Source organism: Streptomyces fumanus (assembly GCF_014655295.1).
Taxonomy (GTDB): domain Bacteria; phylum Actinomycetota; class Actinomycetes; order Streptomycetales; family Streptomycetaceae; genus Streptomyces; species Streptomyces fumanus.
Genome location: NZ_BNBI01000010.1, coordinates 318,214 through 335,915, shown reverse-complemented (window position 1 = coordinate 335,915; position 17,702 = coordinate 318,214). Strand labels below are relative to the sequence as shown.

Sequence of the window (17,702 nt, the reverse complement as noted above, 5' to 3'; positions counted from 1 at the left end):
GGTGGTTTGGCTGCGGGGGGTGGGGGGGCTGGGTGCGCAGTTCCCCGCGCCCCTGGGGGTGGGTGGGGGGCGGGGCGGTCGTATGGGTGCGGGGGGTCGGGGGCTGGGTGCGCAGTTCCCCGCGCCCCTGGGGGTGGGTGGGGGGCGGGGCGGTCGTATGGGTGCGGGAGGTGGGGGGCTGAGCGCGCAGTTCCCCGCGCCCCTTTAAGGGGGATTTGGTTGCCGTGTTGCTACGCGGTGCGGCGGATGAGGGTGAGGTACATGGCGTCTGTGCCGTGGAGGTGGGGCCAGAGTTGGATGTCCGGGCCGTCGCCTAGGTCGGGGACGCCGGGCAGGAGGGGGCGGGCGTCGATGAGGTCGGTGTCCGGGTAGCGCTTGAGCACGTCGGCCACCACGGCCCGGGTCTCCGCCAGGTGCGGCGAGCAGGTCGCGTAGCCGACGACGCCGCCGACCCGTACCGCCTCCAGCGCACCGCGCAGCAGCTCCCGCTGGAGCGGTGCGAAGCCGTCCAGGTCCTCGGGCCGGCGCCGCCAGCGCGCCTCGGGCCGGCGCCGCAGCGCGCCGAGCCCGGTGCAGGGCACGTCGACGAGGACCCGGTCGAAGCTGCCGGGCCGCCACGGCGGCCGGGTGCCGTCGGCGGCGATCACCTGGTACGGCCCCGGGTTGCCGTCCAGCGCCCGGGCGACGAGCCCGGCGCGGTGCGGCTGCTTCTCGGAGGCCAGCAGGAAGGCGCCGCGCTCGGCGGCCAGCGCACCGAGCAGCGCGGCCTTGCCGCCGGGACCGGCGCATCCGTCCAGCCAGCGCCGGTCGGGCCCGTCCAGCGGCGCGGCGGCCAGGGCCAGCGCGACGAGCTGACTGCCCTCGTCCTGCACCCCGGCCCGGTTCTCCCGGACCGCCTGGACGGCCCCCGGCTCGCCGCCCTCGGCGAGCCGCACGGCATACGGCGACCAGCGCCCCGGCGCCGCGGCGGGCTCGGCGAGCAGTTCCTCGGCCATGGCCCGGCCGGGGCGGGCGACCAGTGTCACCTCGGGCCGCTCGTTGTCGGCGGCGAGGAGTTCCTCGATGCCGGCCCGGCCGCCGCCGAGCGAGTCCCACAGCGCGGAGACCACCCAGCGCGGGTGCGAGTGCACCACGGCCAGATGGTCCTCGGGGTCCTCGTCGTAGGGCGGCGCGACCTTCTCCAGCCAGCCGTCGAGGTCGTCCCGCGCGATCTTGCGCAGCACGGCGTTGACGAACTTGGCCCGCCCGTCCCCGAGCACCACCCGGGCCAGCTCCACCGTGGCCGAGACGGCGGCGTGGCTGGGGATCCGGGTGCCGAGCAGTTGGTGGGCGCCCAGCGCGAGCACGTCCAGGACGGGCGGGTCCACCTCCCTCAGCGGCCGGTCCACGCAGGCCGCGATCACGGCGTCGTACGTGCCCTGGCGGCGCAGCGTGCCGTAGACCAGCTCAGTGGCGAGGGCCGCGTCCCGCGCGTCGAAGTCGCCGCTTTCCCGGGCCTTGCGCAGCAATGGCGGCAGGACGAGGTTGGCGTAGGCGTCCCGCTCGTCCACGGCCCGCAGCGCCTCGAAGGCGAGGATGCGGACGGGGTCCTTCTGGGGCCGCCGGTAGGGCTTACCGGGCCTGCCGGGCTTACCGGGCCTGCCGGTGCTGGCGGTCTTGCGGGGACGGCGCGGCTGCTCGCTCACGTAAAAGGTGCTCCGGGTGTGGGACGAAACGTCCCCGCCAGCCTACGCCGCCGGTCAGCCGCCGAGCCGCTCGCCCTCGGCGATGCGAACCCCGCGCGCCCAGTCCGCGGCCCGCATCGGCTTCTTGCCCTGCGCCTGCACCCACAGCAGCTCGACGGCGTGCGAGCCGGTGCCGGCGTACACGTCGTTCTTGCCAGCCGACAGCTCGCCCGGGGCCAGGTCCGTCCGCTCGGTGACGGGGGCCACCTGCACGAGCTTGAGCCGCTCGCCGCGGAACGTGGTCCAGGCGCCGGGCGCGGGGGTGCAGCCGCGCACCACGCGGTCGACGCGCAGCGCGGGGGCGGCCCAGTCGACGCGGGCGTCCTCGACGGTGACCTTCGGGGCGAGGCTGACGCCGTCGGCGGGCTGCGGTACGGCCTTCAGGGTGCCGTCCTCGATGCCGTCCATGGTCGCGGCCAGCAGCCCGGCGCCGGCGAGCGCGAGCCGGGTCAGCAGGTCGCCGCTGGTGTCGGTGGCCCGGACCGTCTCGGTGATCGTCCCGTACACGGGCCCCGAGTCCAGCCCCTCCTCGATGAGGAAGGTGGAGGCCCCGGTGATCTCGTCGCCGGCCATGATGGCGTGCTGCACGGGCGCGGCGCCGCGCCAGGCGGGCAGCAGCGAGAAGTGCAGGTTGACCCAGCCGTGGGCGGGGATGTCGAGGGCGACGCGGGGCAGCAGGGCCCCGTAGGCGACGACGGGGCAGCAGTCGGGCCCGATCTCGCGCAGCCGTTCCAGGAACTCGGGGTCGCGCGGCTTGGCGGGCTTGAGCACCTCGATCCCGGCCTCCGCGGCGCGCTCGGCCACGGGAGAGGCGACCATCCTGCGACCCCGCCCGGCCGGCGCGTCCGGGCGGGTCACGACGGCCGCCACCTCGTGCCGCCCGGAGGCGATCAGGGCGTCCAGTGCGGGAACGGCGACCTCGGGGGTACCGGCGAAGACGAGCTTCATGGGCAGGACGGCCTCTCGGACGGAAACGATCAGGTCAACGCCCCAGTCTAGAAGCGCCCGGCCGCCGACGGCGCCCAGCCCCCGCCTGAGAGGCGAGCCTCTCGGCCGACAGTAAACGGGTGGTGCGCGGGCGGGAGAAAGGACCCGAAGGCCGAAGGCCGAGGGGGGCGCACGAACATCCCCCCACGCCCCACCCCCGTGACCCGCGGAGCGTTCCCGCGTTGGTCAAGAAAGAGTTGACCACCCCCGGGCCGCCCGCCGCGGCCCGATTCCTTTCAACGCCGGTTCGAGAGGCTTGTTCATGGCCGACCACGCAACCCACGACGCCCAGGCTCGGGCCAGCCTGCACTTGCTGGTGCGGGACATCGAGCGGGTCCGTCGGCAGGTGGACGCACTGCGCACGCTCACCGCCCAGTTGGGCAACGTCTACCGCCCCCGCCGCTCCGGCCCCTCCACGGGCTTCGTCGTCTACGGACGTGCCCCCGCCCCGACGGTCCGTCTCGCCCAGGAGCTGCGGGACAGTGTCGAGACCCTGGTCACGGCCGCCGTGGACTTCGACCGCTCGCTCGGCTTCTCCTGGGACGCGGTGGGCTCCGCCCTCGGCGTCACCAAGCAGGCCGTGCACCGCCGTTACGGCGCCCGCCGCGCGGCCGCCGCCCAGGCCGCCCCCGCGGACCCCGAGCGCACCCCCGAACCGGGCACCCGCCCGGTGAACGTGGGCGGCGGCATCTCCCCGGTCCCCACGGTCCCCGCCGCCCGCTCCATGCCGACCCAGCCGACGGCCGGCAGTCCGTCCCTCCGCAACGACCCCAGGCCCACCGCCTTCCCGTCCCCCCGCAACGGCTGACCTCACCCGTCCCCCCATGGCCCCGCCCTCCTGCCCGGGAGGGCGGAGCCATGTCCGCAAGGGCAGGCCGCGTCCGGAAGGCCGGGACCATGCCCGGCCGCGAACCGACCACCCGCACCGGCCCCTCACCCGATGTCCGGCGGATCGATCCGCACCCGCACCCGCACCGCCCCCTCCGCGCCCCCCCGGGCCATCCGCGCCGCCTGCGCGGACTTCAGCGCGGCGGCCAGGGCCGCCCCGCGTCCCGGCGGCACCCGTACCAGCGCCCGCTCCCAGTGCTCACCGGGCGGCGGCGCCCCCGGCCGCCGCGCCCCGCCGGGAGCGGTGACCGGCATCGGCACGGGCCCCAGCACCTCGGCCTCGCCGGGCAGGTCCACCGCGCCGAGGAACTCGGCCACCGCCTCGCCGGGCCCGGAGACCGCGGCCATCCGGGACACCGGCGGGAACCCCAGCTCGGCCCGCTCCGCCAGCTCCCGTACCGCGTGGCCGACCGGGTCCCAGCGGACCAGCGCCTGCACCGGCCGCAGGGTGGGCTCCGCGACGATGACCACCGTGCCGCCCGCCGACTGCGGCCGGACCAGCGCGGACGCCGCCAGCCAGCGCCGCAGCGCGTCCTCGCCGGCCCGCAGGTCGGGCCGCCCGAGCATGGCCCAGCCGTCGAGGAGCAGCGCCGCCGCGTACCCGCCCTCGGCGACGGGCTCCGCGCCCGGGGTGCTGACGACGAGCGCGGGCGCCCCCGGCACCGTGTCCAGGACGTGCTCGCGCCCCGAGGTGCGCACCGGTACGGCGGGGAAGGCCCGCCCCAGTTCCTCGGCGGTCCGCCGGGCCCCGACGACCTGGGCCCGCAGCCGGAACCCCCCGCACTCCGGGCAGTGCCAGCCGCCCTCCTCGCGCCCGCACCACCCGCAGCGCAGCGCCGCCCCCGACTCCTGCCCCTCCAGCGGCCCGGAACAGTGCCGGCACCGCGCCGGGGCCCGGCACGCGGCACAGGCCAGCCGCGGTACGTAACCCCGCCGGGGCACCTGCACCAGCACCGGCCCGTGCCGCAGGCCCTCGCGGACGGTCGTCCAGGCCAGGGTGGGCAGGCGCGCGGCGCGGGCGGCCTCGTCCCGGGCGAGGTCGCCGTCTCCGACGGTCCGCATCAGCGGCGCGGCGGCGCGCACCCGCTCGCGGGAGGCGACCAGCGGCCGGGCCCACCCCGTCTCCACCAACTGGGCGGCCTCGACCGTGCACGCGACACCGCCCAGCAGGAACCCGCACCCGTCCTGCGCCGCCCGCAGCAGCAGCACCTCGCGCGCGTGCGGCTGCGGGGCGTGCTGCTCGCTGTGGCTGTCGTCGCCGTCGTCCCAGAGCGCGACCAGCCCCAGGTCCCGGACGGGGGCGAACATGGCCGCCCGGGTCCCGATCACCGCCCGGACCGCCCCCCGCCGCACCGCCAGCCACTGCGCGTACCGCTTCTCGGGCCCGGCGTCGGCGGTGAGCACGGCGTGCCGCCCCTCCCCCAGCAGCGCGGTCAGCGCGGCGTCGACCCGGGCGACCGTCCGCCCGTCCGGCAGGACGACGAGCGCGCCGCGCCCGGAGGCCAGCGTGGCGGCCACGGCCCGCGCCAGTTCCTCGCTCCACTCGGGTCCCGGCAGCGCGTTCCACACGGCGCGCGGCGAGCCCCCCGAGGCCAGCGCCGCCAGGAACCCGGCCCCGCGCTCGTACCGCTCCCAGCTCCCCGGCCCGGGCGCGGGCGGCGGGGGCAGCGGCGCCGGGGACGGCCGCCGCTCGGCGCGGGCGTTGCGCGGCGGCACCGCCAGTTGCAGCACATCGGCGAGGCTGCCCGCGTAGCGGTCGGCGACGGCCCGGGCCAGCCCGAGCAGTTCCGCGTCCAGCACCGGCTCGGGCGAGACGACCTGGGCCAGCGCGGCCAGCGGCCCGGAGTAGTCCGACTCGGCGAGCCGCTCGACGAGGAACCCGTCGACCAGCCCGCCGCCCTCGCGCCGCCCCTGCCGGACCCGGTGCCGCCCGGCCCCGAACCGCACCCGCACCCGCACCCCGGGCTGCGCGTCGGCGTCCAGCTCCGCGGGCACGGCGTAGTCGAAGTACCGGTCGAGATGCAGCACGCCCTTGTCGACCAGCACCCGCGCGACCGGCAGCTCCCCGGCCAGCGCGGCCCCCCGCCAGGTCCGCGGCTTGGCCCGCGGCACCGACGCCTTGCGCACACTCTCCCGGATCAACGCGAGCTGCTCGGGCGGCCCCCCCTCCCGGCCCCCGCCCACCTGCTCATCGTCGCTGCTCACACCAGCATTCTTACCAAACGGCACTGACAGCGGCGTCGCGCCTCGTGTGCCGTTCCCAGCCGACGCGGGGTGTCAACGGGTCGGGAATCGCTCCCTCGACACGGCGGGTGGGATCGGCTTCGCTCCGAAGGAGGAAACGGGAAACGCCCGTTTCGTCTTGTTCGGCCCAGCCGCCTGCCGCAGGCTGAACCGCGGCGCTTCCCGGCTGCCGGCCGAGAGCGACGGAGGTCGAAGTGCCGGAGACACCGAACGACTTCGGGTCGGAACTGCGCCGGAGGCGTATGGCCGCCCGGCTCTCCCTGCAACAGCTCGCACAGCGCGTGCACTACAGCAAGAGCCAGCTCAGCAAGGTGGAGCGCGGTCTCAAGCGTCCCACCCCGGAGCTGGCCCGCCTCTGCGACACCGTACTGCGGGCAGACGGCGCGCTCTCCCGCCTCGCGGAGACCGCCCAGCCCTCCCGGGCGCCCCTGCCCGTCTCCTCCCACAGCGACGACGAGGTGTGGTTGATGCACTTGCGCAAGGACGGTTCCAGCGCGTTCCAGCGCGTGACGCGCCGGGGCCTGATCACGGCCGGCACCGCGTCCGTACTGGGCGCGCGGGCCGGTGATGCCTGTCCAGCGGTTCCCGTGGACGAGGCGGCCCAGACCCTTGTGGACGCCTCACGCATGGTGTTCGACCAACTGCGGCGACTGGGCCAGTCGTCCGGCCCCGCGAGTGTGCTGCCTCCGCTCGTCGCCCAGACCCACGCCCTCGAACAGTTGGCCGCGCTCAGTGGTCGGCGCACCGGGCGACAGCTTCTCCTTCTCGCCTCCCGCTACGCCGAGTACGCGGGCTGGATGGCCCAGGAGTCCGGAGACGACGCCACCGCGATCTGGTGGACCGACCGAGCGGTGGGACTGGCGGACGCCGGCGCGGACGCCGGTCTCGCCAGCTACGCCCAGGTCCGCCGCTCCCTGATCAGTCTCTACCGGGGGGAAGCCGCTGAAGCCGTCGGTCTCGCCGCCCACGCCCTCGGCAGCGATGCCCCGGCACGCGTGCGTGGTCTGGCGGCGCAGCACCTCGCACAGGGCAGGGCCGTACAGGGCGATTACGACGCCTGCATGCGCAACCTCGATCTGGCGCGGAAGCTGCTCGAACAGGACGCCGCCGATCCGGTTCAGCCGGTGCTGGGCGCCTCCCACGTACCGGACGTGGTCTCCATGTTCACGGGCTGGTGCCTGTACGACCTGGGCCATCCGAAGCAGGCAGCCGCGCTCCTCGACGAGGAGACCGCACGCATCCCGGCGCACGCCTCCCGCACCCGGGCACGTTACGGCGTCCGTCGAGCGCTGGCCCACGCGGCGGCGGGAGACATCGACCGCGCCTGCCATCTCACCTCGGAGATCCTGCCGTCCGTACGCCTCGTCCGCTCGGCGACCGTTTCGAGCGATCTGGACCGCTTGTGCCAGACCTTGAGGCGACACTCACGCAACACGGCAGTACGGGACCTCTTGCCCGAATTATCCACCGCGTCCGTCCGCTGCTCCGTCTCCTAGAAGGGACCCGACCATGCACGAGATCTTTCTCAACTACCGGACCAAGGGCGGCAGGGAGGTCGCGCACCTCTGCGCCCAGGCACTGTCGGCCAGGTTCGGCACGGACAGCGTCTTCCTCGCCGGACGGTCCATCGACCTGGGTGAGAAAATGGACGTCCTGCTGCGGACCGCCCGCCGCAGCGAGGTCCTGCTCGCCCTGATCGACGAGGGGTGGCTGACCGTCCCCGACCGGAAGCGACCCGCTCGGCGCGCGTTGGACAATCCCGACGACTGGGTGCGCCGCGAGATCGAAGCGGCTCTCGATGCGGGAACCCTGGTCGTACCGGTGTTCGTCGGACGCGGGGTGGAACAGCTCGATCCGCGGCGGCTGCCCGGATCGATCGCCGAGATCGCCGAGTACCAGTACGCGCGGGTGCACATGAGCAGCATCGACACCGATCTGGCCCGGCTCGGGGACCGTCTCGCACGGCAGTTGCCCGCCCTCGCGGCCCTGGACGGCAACCGCTCCCCCGGCGCTTCCGGGTCCGGAGCGCCGGAAGCCGCCGCCGTCCGAACCGATCGGCAGAGCGGCGGCATCGGCAATGTCGCGGGCTCGGTCGAGACGTACATCAACGACACCCACGCTCCGCTGCACGCCGGCCGGGGCGATCAGCACAACGGTCCGCGCTTCGACGGCGACGGAACGAACTACGTCGCCGGGGACAACCACGGCGGCATACGGCAGGGCTTCGGCACCCGGACGCCTCGCGGAGGCGAGAGGAAGTGACGGAGATCCACGAGGGGGTGTTCGTCAACGAGGCCCACGGCTCGGTGCACAGCGGTTCCGGCGCCCAGTTCAACTTCTACGTACGAACCGCCGAGGAGAAACTGCGCGAACGAGCGCGGGGACGGACGCGCACCATCGCCGAAGAGGACCGCGTCCACATCGCCCAGCGCTTCCTGGCCCCACCCGGACTGCAACGTGCCCGCGACCGCGTCCGCGACACGCACACGGTGCTGATCGACGGCCTTCCGGGCAGCGGTCGCCGTACCGCCGCGCTGATGCTGCTGCACGAACTGCCCGAGACCCACGGCAGCCTCCATGAACTCCCGGACACCTCCGACGACAAGAGCGCCTCTCTCCTCGACCCGGGGGACGTAGGGCCGGGCGACCGGTTGCTGCTGGATCTGTCGGAGGTGGAGGAGTCGCGGTACCTGGACGTCCAAGGGGAGCTGTCCGGTCTGCGCAGCACGCTCATCGGGCGGGGAGCACATCTCGCGGTGGTGCTCCCGCACCACCTCGCCTACCTCCTCAGGGCCGATCTGCGCTACCTCGTGGCGGAGGTCGGCCGCCCTTCGCCCCACCGGGTGCTCAAGCGTCATCTGCGGGCCGTCGGCATCATGCCCACGGCCGAGGAACTGAGCGGTGCCGAGCTGCTCACCTACTTGGCGAAGGCGCCGATGCGCGACGTGGCGGCACTGGCCGACCGGATACGGCACTGCCGGGACCGCTCCCCGGCCGACCGGGGCCTGCCGGACTGGCTCGCCCGGTCCTTGGCCGTCCAGCAGGACCGGAGCGCCCAGGTGGCGGCGGACCTGACGGCCATGCGCAGCGGCCGGGAAAGAGCTCTTCTCATCTCCACGGCGATGTTTCACGGAGCGACCGCCGAAACGGTGCTTCGGGCCACCAACGCGCTGCTGGACGTGATGAGTCACCCACCGGACACGACGCCCCGCCTGGACCGGGCCGATCTGCACGCGGAGCTCTCCATGATCGGCGTCGAACCGCAACCGGACGGACGCGTCCGCTTCGGCGCCGAGGGGTACGACCGTGCCGTACGGGACCACTTCTGGACTTTTCTGCCGGACGTCCGCCGTCAGCTCCGGGACTGGTTCAAGGAGTGTCTGACCGACGCAGCGATCGGTCCGGCCGACCGGGAGGCGGCCATCACCCGCTTCGGCCGGCAGGTTCTGCGCACCGGTCGGCCCGAGGACCTCGCCTGGCTGGCCGAACGGTGGATGTCGGTCCGGCCCTGGGAACGGTTCGTGCCGGAAGCGTCCCAGGCGCTCGCGATCGGCCTGGACGACGAGCGGTACGGCCGCTTCTTCCGGCAGCGCGTCTACGACTGGGCCACCTCCGCCGAGACGGACAACCGATTGCGTCAGATCCTCGTCTCGGTCTGCTCGCAGACGATGGCTCTGACCCACCCCGACCAGGCCCTGGTGCGCCTGCACCATCTCGCTCGGCGTGCGCGCGGCCCGGTCGCCGCCAATGCCCGGCAGGCGGTACTGGATCTGGCCGGCTCCGATGAGCGTCTCTACCGGCAGATGCTCGACCGGCTGGCCGCCGGTCTGGCAGACGACCGGTGGCCGACGGATCGGACATTGTTCACGGAACTGGCGGATCCGCTCCGCGGTCTCGGGTTCGCCACCGTCCGCGCGTCCCTGATCGCCTGCTGGCGCTCGGTGCTTCGACGGCCGGTCGAAACCTGGGCCGCTCCCGTCCGCGACTGGCTCACCGCCGGTGTGGACCTCCGCCACCGCCGCCTCGTCCTGCCGGTACTCGCGGCGGCCGCGGCCACGGACACCCGGGTCTCGGGCCGCGTCTACCGGGTCGCGCTCGACTGGGAGCGTGCCGGGCACAGCGACGAGCGCGCCGCCACCGTCCGCGACCTGCTGCGGACGATCGACGCGGCTCAGGGCCTGGATTTCCACGGCCGGGCCGCCTGACGACGTCGAAACATCTCCTAGCGAGGATCCGGAGACGGATCTTCTTGATTCGGGGGGCCTCCCATGAGTTCTGGACACCGGACCATGACTCTCTTCGTCACGGTCATCCTGGGCCTGATCCTGGTCATCCTCGGCCTGAGCGCCGAGTGGCCCTTGTGGGCCTGGCCGACCGTGGCCGCACTGATGCTGGTGATCGCCGCGGTCACGGACAAGGTCCTCGCCCCGGCGCCCGAACCGTTCCCGCGGCGACTGGGCGAGGACCCCGATCTGCCGCTGCCCGAGCCACAGCGCCAGGAGCACCGGATCACCCATGTGGCGTTGCCCAGCTCGGTACCCGACTACGACTTCTCGTTCTCCGCCACGGTCCGCTGGCTGATGCTCGACGCCCCGGCCGACGCTCCTCACGTCAACGCCGCCGGCCTGGCCGTCGACGCCGTACTCCAGCGGGCCCGTGCGGTGACCGCCCAGCAGCCGCCCCACCGCAGCGCCTTCTGCCAGCACCAGCTCGACGGGGCGCTGGCGACCATGCGTCCCGACCCCACCGGCCGGGTCACGGCGATGGCACAGAACGTCTCCCTGGTCCTCCCCGAGCACGACCGGGAGCGCCTCGCCAAGCTCTCCGACGTCCGCAAGGACGAGGACGTGTGGGAGCACGAGCGGAACTACGAACGCAGCAAGCGCGCCTACCTGGGCGACGACGTGCTCAAGAACACGGGCAGCGCCGTGGTGTGGTGGCTGTCCCGGAACGACGACAAGGTGGAGGACGCGGTGGACCGCATCGGCCTGCTCGCCAGGCTCTCCGCCGCGGCCAACAACGAAGAGGTGGCGCCCCCGTTCGCGCACCTCGCGCCACAGGCTGCGGCGGGCGGAGGAACGGTGAACGGCCATGCCTTCCCGTACTGGCAGCGGCCCCATGAACCGACCACTCCGGTGCCGGACGCGGACCCGGTCCCGGATCTCTCCGTCGACACGCTCCTCGCGTGGTTCGGCGTCTCCCCCGCCGACCCGGACTTCGACCTGTTCGCGGAACGGCTCCTCAAGCTGGCGGAGACACACGGCGCGGCGAAGCTGACGGAGGAACTGCGACAGCGCTTCGGTCCCGGACCGGGACGGCCGGATGATCCGGACGGTGGCGATCCCAGTGCGGCGGACGGCTCCGGGCCTCCGGATCATGGCACCCCGGCTCCATGACACGCAGAGGCCCGGCACCCCCCAGGGCGCCGGGCCTCCCGTGAGACGGGGTGCTACAGGCCCGCCGCCTCGCGCAGCGCGTCCACGCGGTTCGTCTTCTCCCAGGTGAAGTCCGGCAGCTCGCGGCCGAAGTGGCCGTACGCGGCGGTCTGGGCGTAGATCGGGCGGAGCAGGTCGAGGTCGCGGATGATGGCGGCCGGGCGGAGGTCGAAGACCTCGTCGATCGCCTTCTCGATCTTCTCCTGGTCGATCGTGGCGGTGCCGAAGGTCTCCACGAACAGGCCGACCGGCTCGGCCTTGCCGATCGCGTACGCCACCTGGACCTCGCAGCGGGAGGCGAGGCCCGCGGCGACCACGTTCTTGGCGACCCAGCGCATGGCGTAGGCGGCGGAGCGGTCGACCTTGGACGGGTCCTTGCCGGAGAAGGCGCCGCCGCCGTGGCGGGCCATACCGCCGTACGTGTCGATGATGATCTTGCGGCCGGTGAGGCCGGCGTCGCCCATCGGGCCGCCGATCTCGAAGCGGCCGGTGGGGTTGACCAGCAGGCGGTAGTTCTCGGTGTCGAGCTTGATGCCGTCCTCGACCAGCGCCTTCAGCTCGGGCTCGACGACGAACTCGCGGATGTCGGGGGCGAGCAGCGAGTCCAGGTCGATGTCGGAGGCGTGCTGGGAGGAGACGACGACCGTGTCCAGACGGACCGCCTTGTCGCCGTCGTACTCGATGGTGACCTGGGTCTTGCCGTCGGGGCGCAGGTAGGGGATGGTGCCGTTCTTGCGGACGTCCGAGAGGCGCTTGGACAGGCGGTGCGCCAGGAAGACCGGCAGCGGCATCAGGGTCGGCGTCTCGTCGGAGGCGTAGCCGAACATCAGGCCCTGGTCGCCGGCGCCCTGCTTGTCCAGCTCGTCCTCGTCGCCCTCGACCCGGGTTTCGTACGCCGTGTCGACGCCCTGCGCGATGTCCGGCGACTGGGCGCCGATCGACACCGACACGCCGCAGGACGCGCCGTCGAAGCCCTTCTTGGAGGAGTCGTAGCCGATCTCCAGGATCTTGCCGCGCACCAGCGTGGCGATGTCGGCGTAAGCCTTGGTGGTGACCTCGCCGGCCACGTGGACCAGGCCGGTGGTGATCAGGGTTTCGACAGCCACCCGAGAGGTCGGGTCCTCCCGCAGGAGCGCGTCGAGGATGGTGTCACTGATCTGGTCAGCGATCTTGTCGGGGTGACCTTCGGTCACGGACTCCGAGGTGAACAGGCGACGGGACACAACGCTCCCTGGGGTTGCAGCGGCTGCTGGCTGATCATGGTTGGACGGCACGGGGAGCTGCACCCGGCGACGTCCGAGAACAGTTTATCGGTCGCGCTCGGCCGCGGGCCCACCCGTCTCGACTCTCAAGAAGGCTGTGACCTGCGGCACGCGCATTCTGCCCAATGAGCGGCGCCCTTGGCCAGGGGCGCCGCGGCCGAATGTGTCAGATACGCGGGTGCTCCACCGGGGTCGGAGGGAGCCTCGACACGGCCGGAGGAGTCAGTCGAGGCGGGCCGCGACGAGGTCCCACACCGTTTCGGCCAGGGCTTCCTTGGGGCCGTACGGGACGGGGGTCTCGCTGCCGTCGGCGCCGAGCACCACGGCCTCGTTCTCCTCGGCGCCGAAGGTCTTGCGCTCGCCGACCTCGTTGACGACGAGCAGGTCGCAGCCCTTGCGCCGGAGCTTGGCGCGGCCGTGGGCGAGGACGTCGTCGGTCTCGGCGGCGAAGCCGACCACGATCTGGCCGGGCCGGGCGCGGCGCGCGGAGATCTCCGCGAGGATGTCCGGATTGCGCACCAGGGCGATGGGCGCGGGCTCCTGGTCGTCCTGTTTCTTGATCTTGCCGGTGGCGTAGACGGCGGGCCGGAAGTCCGCGACCGCGGCGGCCATGACGACCGCGTCGGCGTCCCCGGCGGCCTTCAGCACCGCCGCGCGCAGTTCCTCGGCCGTGCCGACGGTGACCAGGTCGACGCCGGCCGGGTCGGGCAGCGCGGCGTTGGCCGAGATCAGGGTCACCCGGGCGCCCCGCGCGGCGGCGGTGCGGGCGAGGGCGTAGCCCTGCTTGCCCGAGGAGCGGTTGCCGAGGAAGCGGACCGGGTCGAGGGGTTCGCGGGTGCCGCCGGCGGTGACGACGACGTGCCGGCCGGCCAGGTCGGGCTCGGGGACGCCCCGGGCGAGCACCCGGCGGCAGAGTTCGAAGATCTCGGCGGGGTCGGGGAAGCGGCCCTTGCCGGTGTCGGCGCCGGTGAGGCGGCCGACGGCCGGTTCGATCACGACGGCGCCGCGGCGGCGCAGCGTCGCCACGTTCTCCCGGGTGGCCGGGTGTTCCCACATCTCGGTGTGCATCGCGGGGGCGAAGACGACCGGGCAGCGGGCGGTGAGCAGGGTGTTGGTGAGCAGGTCGTCGGCGAGGCCGTGGGCTGCCTTGGCGAGCAGGTCGGCGGTGGCGGGGGCGACGACGACGAGGTCGGCGTGCTGGCCGATGCGGACGTGCGGGACCTCGTGGACGTCGTCCCAGACCTCGGTGGAGACCGGGTGGCCGGAGAGGGCCGACCAGGTGGCGGCGCCGACGAAGTGCAGTGCGGAGGCGGTGGGGACGACCCGGACGTCGTGCCCGGACTCCGTGAACCGGCGCAGCAGCTCACCCGCCTTGTAGGCGGCGATGCCGCCGCTGACCCCCAGGACGACCTTGGGCTTGTCCACCGTCTCTCCCCGGACCTCGGAAAACGTACGACCCCCATCACACACCACAGGCCCGGCAGACGTGCTGCCGGGCCTGTGGACAAGTCAGCGTCGAGCTGAAAATACTACTGCGCGGTGTCTGACCGCCGACGCACTACTGCGCGGGGCCCTCGACGGCCTCGGAGGTCAGCAGCCCCGCGTTGATCTCGCGCAGGGCGATCGAGAGCGGCTTCTCGTGGACGTGCGTGTCGACGAGGGGACCGACGTACTCGAGGAGGCCCTCGCCGAGCTGCGAGTAGTACGCGTTGATCTGGCGGGCCCGCTTGGCCGCGTAGATCACGAGGCTGTACTTCGAGTCGGTGGCCTCGAGGAGCTCGTCGATCGGCGGGTTGATGATGCCCTCGGGCGCGGAGATGGAAGAGGACACGCTCTACCTTCCGATGGATGGGAAAGAATCAGTCTCAGTGACCGGATGTGATCACACGACGTCCATCAAGGCTAGCAGCTCGCGCGCCACGTCCTCGACGGAGGTGTTGACCAGGGTGCTGTCGAACTCGGGTTCGGCCGCCAGCTCCACCTTGGCCGCCGCGAGACGGCGCTCGATGACCTCGGGCGGCTCGGTGCCCCGGCCGGTGAGCCGGCGCACCAGCTCCTCCCAGGAGGGAGGGGCGAGGAACACCAGTTGGGCCTCCGGCATGGAGTCGCGGACCTGCCGGGCGCCCTGGAGGTCGATCTCCAGCAGCACCGGCTCCCCCGCCGCCAGCTTCTCCAGCACGGCCGCGCGGGGCGTGCCGTAGCGGTTGCCGGCGAACTCGGCCCACTCCAGCAGCTCGCCGTTGGCGATCAGCTTGTCCATCTCCTCGTCGGTGACGAAGAAGTAGTGGACCCCGTGCTGCTCGCCCGGCCGGGGCTTGCGGGTCGTCGCCGACACCGAGAGCCAGACCTCGGGGTGTTCCTTGCGCATATGAGCGACGACCGTGCTCTTGCCGACCCCGGAGGGGCCGGAGAGCACGGTCAGCCGCGGACGTGAATCCGGGGGCACGGGGGTCGTCCCCCGGGGTGTTGCAGCCATGCGGCGATTATTCCAGCAATCCCGGAGTGGTCCGGACTCAGTTGCCGGTGCTGCCGAACTCACGCTCCAGCGAGGCGATCTGGTTGGACCCGAGACCGCGCACGCGGCGGCTCTCGGAGATGCCGAGTCGCTCCATGATCTGCTTGGCGCGGACCTTGCCCACGCCCGGCAGCGACTCCAGGAGGGCGGAGACCTTCATCTTGCCGATGACGTCGTTCTCCTGGCCCTGCTTGATGACCTCGTGAAGGGAGGCGCCGGAGTGCTTGAGTCGATTCTTGACCTCGGCCCGCTCCCGGCGAGCCGCGGCGGCCTTTTCGAGCGCGGCTGCGCGCTGTTCAGGGGTAAGGGGCGGAAGAGCCACGCCTACGTCACCTCGGATGTCGAACTGTCGGATACGGACCGGTGAGGAACCTAGTCGCCCCACACCAGGGGAGCCACGAGCAACACGCTCGCCCGGTGTCCCCCACTGCCAGGACGGCGTGGAAGGGGCCCCCACTCGTCGGAGACTAGCGGTCAAGGCCGCAAGAGTCAGCGAGAACAGCGGAAAAGTCCTGGTCAGCCTCCATGAGGCCCGACATTCTGGACATAACGCCTCGGATTTGAGGATGTATTCACCTTCGGGCCGGACTCAAGGCCGGACTCGGGGCCGGACTCAGGCGGCGGCGAGGACGGACCTGATCTCGTCCGCGAACCGGTCGGCGGACCCGCGCAGCGCGCTCACGTCGGGTCCGTGCCGCAGCACGCCCCGGCTGACGTTCGGCACCACGTCGCGCAGCGCGGACCCGAAGACCCGGGGAAGATCGGCCGGGGCCGCCCCCTGGGCGCCGATGCCGGGCGCCAGCAGCGGGCCGTTGATGCCGAGGTCGTACGCGGAGAGGTCGCCGAGGGTGGCGCCGACCACCGCGCCGAAGGAGCCGAGCGGCTCCGCCCCCGCGTTCTCGGCCGCCAGGCGGGCCAGCACGGTCGCGCCGACGGTGCGTCCGTCCTCCCGCACGGCGTGCTGGACCTCGCCGCCCTCGGGGTTGGAGGTCAGCGCCAGCACGAACAGGCCGCAGCCGCTCTCGCGCGCCAGGTCGACGGCCGGCTTCAGCGAGCCGTAGCCGAGGTACGGCGAGACGGTCAGCGCGTCCGAGTACAGCGGGGCGTCCGGGCGCAGGAACGACTCGGCGTACGCGGCCATGGTGGAGCCGATGTCGCCGCGCTTGGCGTCCATCACCACCAGCGCCCCGGCGGCCCGCGCCGCCGCCACGGTCTGCTCCAGGACGGCGATGCCGCGGGAGCCGAACCGCTCGAAGAAGGCGCTCTGCGGCTTGACGACGGCGACCCGGTCGGCCACCGCCTCGACGACCGTGCGGCTGAACCGCTCCAGGCCGGCCACGTCGTCGGCCAGGCCCCACTCGGCGAGCAGGGCGGCGTGCGGGTCGATGCCCACGCACAGCGGGCCGCGCTCGTCCATGGCCCGGCGCAGCCTGGCGCCGAAGGGCTCGTTCATGCGGGATTCCTCACATCGGCGCCGACCGCGTCGGCGAGGGTGGCGTACGGGCTCTGCCGCAGACGGGCGGCGAGGCCCTTGTGGACGGTCCGGCACCAGAAGGGGCCCTCGTAGACGAACGCGCTGTAGCCCTGGACCAGGGTGGCGCCGGCCAGGATGCGCTGCCAGGCGTCCTCGGCGGTCTCGACGCCGCCGACGCCGATCAGGGTGATCCGGTCGCCCACGCGCGCGTAGAGGCGGCGCAGCACCTCCAGGGAGCGCGCCTTGAGCGGGGCGCCGGACAGGCCGCCGGCCTCCTGGACCAGGGAGGGTCCGGATTCCAGACCGAGTCCTTCGCGCGCGATGGTGGTGTTGGTGGCGATGATGCCGTCCAGACCGAGTTCGACGGCGAGGTCGGCGACCGCGTCGACGTCCTCGTCGGCCAGGTCGGGGGCGATCTTGACCAGCAGCGGTACGCGCCGGGCGGCGGCGACCCGGTCGGCGGCCTCGCGGACAGCCGTCAGCAGCGGGCGCAGCGCCTCGGTGGCCTGGAGGTCGCGCAGGCCCGGCGTGTTCGGCGAGGAGACGTTGACGACGAGGTAGTCGGCGTACGGGGCCAGCCGCTCGGCGGACTTCACGTAGTCGGCGACGGCCTCCGCCTCGGGGACGGCCTTGGTCTTGCCGATGTTGACGCCGACGACCGTGCGGAAGACCGGCCGGCGGGAGGCCAGGCGGGCGGCGACGGTCAGCGAGCCGTCGTTGTTGAAGCCCATGCGGTTGATCAGCGCCCGGTCGGCGACCAGGCGGAACAGCCGCTTCCTGGGGTTGCCGGGCTGCGGCTCCCCGGTGACGGTGCCGATCTCGACGTGGTCGAAGCCGAGCATCGCCATGCCGTCGATGCCGACGGCGTTCTTGTCGAAGCCGGCCGCGAGGCCGAAGGGCCCATGCATGCGCAGGCCGAGCGCCTCGGTGCGCAGTTCCGCGTACCGCGGGGCGAGCGCGGCGGCGACGAAGGTGCGCAGCACGGGGACACGGGCGGCGAGCCGGATCCAGCGGAAGGCGAGATGGTGCGCCCGCTCCGGGTCCAGCCGGGAGAAGACGAGCTTGAAGAAGATCTTGTACATGGTGTCCTCGGGATGCCTCACGGGCGGTGGGCGCCTGATGGGGGCCGCATGAAGAGGGGGACACCGTCCGCCGGTGTCCCCCTCGGGGCCG

Annotated in this window: 15 protein-coding genes; 5 read left to right on the top strand and 10 right to left on the bottom strand. The window is 73.2% G+C overall.

Going from position 1 to position 17,702, the window contains the following annotated elements:
- Positions 1–230: 230 nt before the first annotated feature.
- The gene (locus IE316_RS23675; RefSeq protein WP_190206455.1) at positions 231–1,685 is read right to left on the bottom strand and encodes an RsmB/NOP family class I SAM-dependent RNA methyltransferase; all 1,455 of its coding nucleotides are present in this window, start codon (positions 1,683–1,685) and stop codon (positions 231–233) included.
- Positions 1,686–1,739: 54 nt separating this feature from the next.
- Positions 1,740–2,672, bottom strand: a complete 933-nt coding sequence (gene fmt / locus IE316_RS23670) for a methionyl-tRNA formyltransferase (RefSeq protein WP_190206454.1) — start codon at positions 2,670–2,672, stop codon at positions 1,740–1,742.
- Positions 2,673–2,973: 301 nt separating this feature from the next.
- Between fmt and IE316_RS23665 the strand changes: the two genes are divergently transcribed.
- Positions 2,974–3,519: a hypothetical protein gene (locus IE316_RS23665; protein ID WP_190206453.1), complete on the top strand. Its 546-nt coding sequence runs from the start codon at positions 2,974–2,976 to the stop codon at positions 3,517–3,519.
- Positions 3,520–3,644: 125 nt separating this feature from the next.
- Here IE316_RS23665 and IE316_RS23660 read toward each other — a convergent pair whose 3' ends face one another.
- Positions 3,645–5,804, bottom strand: coding sequence for a primosomal protein N' (locus IE316_RS23660; RefSeq protein WP_190206452.1), 2,160 nt, complete (start codon positions 5,802–5,804; stop codon positions 3,645–3,647).
- 233 nt (positions 5,805–6,037) lie between these two features.
- On the opposite strand from IE316_RS23660, the gene IE316_RS23655 reads away from it, so the two are divergent.
- From IE316_RS23655 to IE316_RS23640, 4 genes are all read left to right on the top strand, one after another.
- Positions 6,038–7,339: a helix-turn-helix domain-containing protein gene (locus IE316_RS23655; protein WP_229910529.1), complete on the top strand. Its 1,302-nt coding sequence runs from the start codon at positions 6,038–6,040 to the stop codon at positions 7,337–7,339.
- 13 nt (positions 7,340–7,352) lie between these two features.
- A complete protein-coding gene (locus IE316_RS23650; RefSeq protein ID WP_190206451.1) occupies positions 7,353–8,105 on the top strand; it encodes a TIR domain-containing protein in 753 nt (250 codons plus the stop codon).
- Entirely contained in the window at positions 8,102–10,048 is a 1,947-nt protein-coding gene (locus IE316_RS23645; protein WP_190206450.1) for an ABC transporter substrate-binding protein, read from the top strand. The genes IE316_RS23650 and IE316_RS23645 overlap by 4 nt, the downstream gene beginning before the upstream one ends.
- A gap of 84 nt (positions 10,049–10,132) precedes the next feature.
- Complete coding sequence (locus IE316_RS23640; RefSeq protein WP_190206449.1) at positions 10,133–11,239, top strand: hypothetical protein; 1,107 nt, start codon at positions 10,133–10,135, stop codon at positions 11,237–11,239.
- 53 nt (positions 11,240–11,292) lie between these two features.
- Here IE316_RS23640 and metK read toward each other — a convergent pair whose 3' ends face one another.
- From metK to IE316_RS23605, 7 genes are all read right to left on the bottom strand, one after another.
- Positions 11,293–12,501 (bottom strand): methionine adenosyltransferase, encoded by a 1,209-nt coding sequence (metK, locus tag IE316_RS23635; protein ID WP_190206448.1) that lies wholly within the window; start codon positions 12,499–12,501, stop codon positions 11,293–11,295.
- 261 nt (positions 12,502–12,762) lie between these two features.
- Positions 12,763–13,965 carry a bifunctional phosphopantothenoylcysteine decarboxylase/phosphopantothenate--cysteine ligase CoaBC gene (gene coaBC, locus IE316_RS23630; protein WP_190206447.1) on the bottom strand — a complete coding sequence of 401 codons (1,203 nt, stop codon included), beginning with the start codon at positions 13,963–13,965 and terminating at the stop codon, positions 12,763–12,765.
- Positions 13,966–14,098: 133 nt separating this feature from the next.
- A complete protein-coding gene (gene rpoZ, locus IE316_RS23625) occupies positions 14,099–14,371 on the bottom strand; it encodes a DNA-directed RNA polymerase subunit omega (RefSeq protein WP_003988945.1) in 273 nt (90 codons plus the stop codon).
- Positions 14,372–14,422: 51 nt separating this feature from the next.
- Positions 14,423–15,016: a guanylate kinase gene (gmk, locus tag IE316_RS23620; protein ID WP_190206446.1), complete on the bottom strand. Its 594-nt coding sequence runs from the start codon at positions 15,014–15,016 to the stop codon at positions 14,423–14,425.
- A gap of 37 nt (positions 15,017–15,053) precedes the next feature.
- A complete protein-coding gene (locus tag IE316_RS23615; protein WP_190206445.1) occupies positions 15,054–15,377 on the bottom strand; it encodes an integration host factor in 324 nt (107 codons plus the stop codon).
- Between the two features lie 291 nt (positions 15,378–15,668).
- Positions 15,669–16,508 (bottom strand): orotidine-5'-phosphate decarboxylase, encoded by an 840-nt coding sequence (gene pyrF, locus IE316_RS23610; RefSeq protein WP_190206444.1) that lies wholly within the window; start codon positions 16,506–16,508, stop codon positions 15,669–15,671.
- Positions 16,505–17,611, bottom strand: a complete 1,107-nt coding sequence (locus IE316_RS23605) for a quinone-dependent dihydroorotate dehydrogenase (RefSeq protein WP_190206532.1) — start codon at positions 17,609–17,611, stop codon at positions 16,505–16,507. The genes pyrF and IE316_RS23605 overlap by 4 nt, the downstream gene beginning before the upstream one ends.
- Positions 17,612–17,702: the final 91 nt, after the last annotated feature.

What these genes read in the sequence shown, in the direction of transcription:
- fmt (WP_190206454.1), bottom strand. Translation starts at nt 2,672, where the DNA reads ATGAAGCTCGTCTTCGCCGGTACCCCCGAGGTCGCCGTTCCCGCACTG.
- IE316_RS23665 (WP_190206453.1), top strand. Translation starts at nt 2,974, where the DNA reads ATGGCCGACCACGCAACCCACGACGCCCAGGCTCGGGCCAGCCTGCAC.
- IE316_RS23650 (WP_190206451.1), top strand. Translation starts at nt 7,353, where the DNA reads ATGCACGAGATCTTTCTCAACTACCGGACCAAGGGCGGCAGGGAGGTC.
- IE316_RS23640 (WP_190206449.1), top strand. Translation starts at nt 10,133, where the DNA reads ATGACTCTCTTCGTCACGGTCATCCTGGGCCTGATCCTGGTCATCCTC.
- gmk (WP_190206446.1), bottom strand. Translation starts at nt 15,016, where the DNA reads ATGGCTGCAACACCCCGGGGGACGACCCCCGTGCCCCCGGATTCACGT.
- pyrF (WP_190206444.1), bottom strand. Translation starts at nt 16,508, where the DNA reads ATGAACGAGCCCTTCGGCGCCAGGCTGCGCCGGGCCATGGACGAGCGC.
- IE316_RS23605 (WP_190206532.1), bottom strand. Translation starts at nt 17,611, where the DNA reads ATGTACAAGATCTTCTTCAAGCTCGTCTTCTCCCGGCTGGACCCGGAG.